1 protein-coding gene is annotated in these 2306 nt (G+C 47.1%); it reads left to right on the forward strand.

Annotated features, from left to right (window positions below; genetic code table 11):
- Positions 1–197 precede the first annotated feature (197 nt).
- Positions 198–2249 (forward strand): excinuclease ABC subunit UvrB, encoded by a 2052-nt coding sequence (gene uvrB / locus FHQ30_RS04150; protein ID WP_139610557.1) that lies wholly within the window; start codon positions 198–200, stop codon positions 2247–2249.
- Positions 2250–2306 lie beyond the last annotated feature (57 nt).

Raw genomic sequence — 2306 nt, forward strand, 5'->3', positions numbered from 1 at the left:
AGGATTATAGACTGTGCAAAAAGTCAATTTTTGATAATTGTTTTTTGTCGAAAAAAATAGAAAGTTTAGTTGAACTATCAGTTTGATAGGTTATATACGGGGTATTGCCGTGCGAATCGGATATTCATTTTAAAATTTGCTTTTGAAGTGTGTTAAAATAACAACCTTGAGTTTAGCATACAATAGTGATTTTAATTATGTCGACAGTCGCCTCTTTATCGAATGGTAAAAGTAGTAAACCGTTCAAGCTGCATTCTGATTTTAAACCGTCCGGCGATCAGCCGCAGGCGATTGGCAAATTAATTGAAGGGCTGCAGGACGGTTTGGCGCATCAGACTCTGTTAGGCGTGACTGGATCAGGCAAAACCTTTACCATCGCCAATGTGATCGCACAACTGAATCGCCCGGCAATGCTGCTGGCGCCGAATAAAACCCTCGCGGCACAACTGTATGCCGAGATGAAGGAATTTTTTCCGGAAAATGCGGTTGAATATTTTGTTTCCTACTACGATTATTATCAGCCGGAAGCCTATGTGCCGGCGAGTGATACCTTTATCGAAAAAGACGCTTCAATTAACGATCAAATCGAACAGATGCGCTTGTCGGCGACCAAGTCGTTTTTAGAACGGCGCGACACCATTGTAGTTGCTTCGGTTTCTGCGATTTATGGTTTGGGCGATCCGGATTCTTACCTGAAAATGATGCTGCACCTACAAAGCGGTACGATTATCGATCAACGCCAAATTTTATCCAAACTGGCCGAGTTGCAATATACCCGCAACGATCAAGCTTTTCAGCGTGGTACTTTTCGAGTACGCGGCGAAATCATCGATGTTTTCCCCGCCGAATCCGACGATGTGGCGCTGCGAATTGAACTGTTTGATGAAGAAGTGGAACGCTTGAGCCTGTTTGATCCGCTCACCGGACACAATTTCGGCGCCGTGCCGCGTTATACGGTGTATCCGAAAACCCACTATGTCACGCCGCGTGAACGGATTTTAGATGCGATTGAGAAAATTAAAATTGAGCTGGCGGAGCGGCGTCAATATCTGTTGGAAAACAATAAATTACTTGAAGAACAGCGTGTTACCCAACGTACTCAGTTTGATATTGAGATGATGAATGAACTGGGTTATTGCTCCGGCATTGAAAACTACTCGCGTTATCTCTCGGGGCGAGGCGAGGGCGAGCCGCCACCGACTTTGTTTGATTATATTCCGAGTGACGGTTTACTGATTATCGATGAATCACACGTCACCGTGCCGCAAATCGGCGGTATGTACCGTGGTGACCGTTCGCGTAAAGAGACGCTGGTGGAATACGGTTTTCGTTTGCCGTCGGCGTTGGACAATCGTCCATTACGTTTTGAAGAATTTGAACGGCTGGCACCGCAAACCATCTATGTTTCCGCTACGCCCGGCCCTTACGAGCTGGAAAAATCCGGCGGTGAACTGATTGATCAAGTAGTACGCCCGACCGGCTTGCTGGATCCGATTTTGGAAGTGCGCCCTGTTGCCACCCAAGTCGATGATCTGCTCTCGGAAATCCGTTTGCGTAGTGACCAAAACGAGCGGGTGTTGGTGACGACGTTGACCAAGCGCATGGCGGAAGATCTGACCGATTATCTGGAAGAGCACGGCGTGCGGGTGCGTTATCTGCATTCGGATATTGATACTGTCGAGCGAGTGGAGATTATCCGCGATTTGCGTTTGGGCGAATTTGACGTGCTAGTCGGCATCAACTTGTTGCGTGAGGGGCTGGATATTCCGGAAGTGTCGCTGGTGGCGATTTTAGATGCCGATAAAGAGGGCTTTTTGCGTTCCGAACGTTCGCTGATCCAAACCATCGGCCGTGCAGCACGAAACTTGAACGGTAAAGCGATTTTGTATGCGGATCGCATCACCAATTCAATGGAAAAAGCGATGGGCGAAACCAACCGTCGCCGTGAAAAACAGCTTGCCCACAATCAAAAATACGGCATCGTGCCACAAGCGTTAAACAAAAAAGTCGGCGAATTGCTTGACATCGGGCAAGGGACAAACAATAAAGCGCGCGGTAAGCAAAAACGACAAAAAGTGGCAGAACCCAGTGCGGTTTACCAACCGAAAACGGCTAAAGAGTTTGAACAACAGGTCAAAAAACTGGAACAGCAAATGTACCAACATGCGCAAAATCTGGAGTTTGAACAAGCCGCTGCGGTGCGTGACGAGTTGCATCGCTTGCGGGAGCGGTTTGTATTAGGTGATTAGCCTAGATAGAGGATAAAATAAAACAAAATACAGATAACTAATTCAATAAAGTAGGGG

The organism is Testudinibacter sp. 'clade 2' (assembly GCF_006227735.1).
Taxonomy (GTDB): domain Bacteria; phylum Pseudomonadota; class Gammaproteobacteria; order Enterobacterales; family Pasteurellaceae; genus Chelonobacter.